Source organism: Marinobacter guineae (assembly GCF_002744735.1).
GTDB lineage: Bacteria > Pseudomonadota > Gammaproteobacteria > Pseudomonadales > Oleiphilaceae > Marinobacter > Marinobacter guineae.
Map to the genome: position 1 here is coordinate 1 of NZ_KZ319352.1, position 1,619 is coordinate 1,619.

The window sequence follows — 1,619 nt, forward strand, 5'->3', positions numbered from 1 at the left end:
CATCGAGATTCCCCGCCCCGGCGGTGCGGTTGTGGTGGAGTGGCCTGTGGAGCAGGCGCACCAGTGTGCTGTCCTGTTACGGGACCTGCTGGGATGATCCGCATCGACGAGATCTGGCTGGCTACTGAGCCGCTGGATATGCGGGCGGGGCCCGACAAGGCCCTGGCCAGGGTTATTCAGGTGTTCGGTTCAGCCAGACCCCATTGCGCCTACCTGTTCGCCAACAAACGGGGCAACCGGATGAAAGTGCTAATCCACGATGGCCTCGGTATCTGGCTCTGTGCCCGCCGGCTGAACCGGGGCAAGTTCCACTGGGGCGAAACCTGGCGCGGTGACCAACTGCGCCTGACCGAGGAACAGTTATCCGCCCTGGTTCAGGGCCTGCCCTGGCAGCGCATTGGCGCGGAAGGCGTCATCTCCATCCTGTAACCACAAGTGCCGTAAAGTCGCTATAGACAGAACCGCGAATCGCTTGCCGCACAGGGACTTGGCATACTAGGTGGCATGACTCAGCGCCCCGACATCAACCAACTCTCTGCCGATCAGCTCCGTGCCCTGGCGACGGAACTGATGGACTCTCTGGACGCCAAGGATCAAGTCTTGGGCCGGAAGGAGCGGGAGTTGGTGCGCAGCAACGCCATCATTGAGAAGCTGACTCACGAAGTCGCCATCCTCAAACGCCACAAGTACGCCCGTCGCAGTGAACAACTGGATGCCGTTCAGGGCAAGCTGCTGGACGAACTGATCGACAGCGACCTGGCCGCCATCGAAGCCGAGCTGGACCAGGCGATGACCGAGGAGCAGAAAGCCGCCCGGCCAAAGCAAAAGCCCAAGCGCACCCCACTGCCACCAGAACTGCCCCGCACCCTGATCCACCACGAACCTGACAATACCCAATGCCAGTGTGGCTGCCAGCTCAAGCGTATTGGTGAGGACATCAGCGAGAAGCTCGACTACGTACCAGGCGAGTTCACGGTGGAGCGCCATATCCGTGGCAAGTGGGCCTGCAACCAGTGCGAGACCCTGATCCAGGCACCGGTACCATCGCAGGTGATCGACAAGGGTATCCCCACCGCCGGCCTGCTGGCTCAGGTGCTGGTGGCCAAATACGCGGACCATCTACCACTGTACCGTCAGGAACGCATCTTCGGTCGCGCTGGCCTGGAAATCCCTCGCTCCACCCTGGCCGAATGGGTCGGTGCCTGCGGTGTGCAGTTGCAGCCCCTGGCGGATGCACTGAGAAACATCTTGCTGGAACACAGCGTTCTGCATGCTGATGAAACCCCGGTGAGCATGCTGGCCCCGGGCAAGAAGAAAACCCACAAGGCCTACGTCTGGGCCTACTGCACCACGCCGTTCTCGGACCTGAAAGCCACCGTTTACGACTTCGCACCCAGCCGGGCGGGTGAACACGCCCGCACCTTCCTGGGCGACTGGCAGGGCAAGCTGGTCTGTGACGATTACGCCGGCTACAAGGCTGGGTTCGGCAACGGCATCACTGAAATCGGCTGTATGGCCCACGCCCGGCGCAAGTTCTACGATCTGCACGAAGCCAACAAGAGCGAGTTGGCGGCCAAAGCATTGGAATACATCGGTAGCCTCTACGAGATCGAGCGAGA

General features: G+C 61.5%; 2 protein-coding genes. Both read left to right on the forward strand.

The annotated features are described in order from the left end of the window. Nucleotides 1-93 precede the first annotated feature (93 nt). Complete coding sequence (tnpB, locus tag CLH62_RS20815) at nt 94-429, forward strand: IS66 family insertion sequence element accessory protein TnpB (protein ID WP_100640765.1); 336 nt, start codon at nt 94-96, stop codon at nt 427-429. Nucleotides 430-504: 75 nt separating this feature from the next. Then, a partial coding sequence (gene tnpC / locus CLH62_RS20820; protein ID WP_099620080.1) for an IS66 family transposase occupies nt 505-1,619 on the forward strand: 1,115 nt, incomplete at its 3' end.

Coding starts and splice junctions, on each gene's coding strand:
- tnpB (WP_100640765.1), top strand. CDS start 94: ATGATCCGCATCGACGAGATCTGGCTGGCTACTGAGCCGCTGGATATG.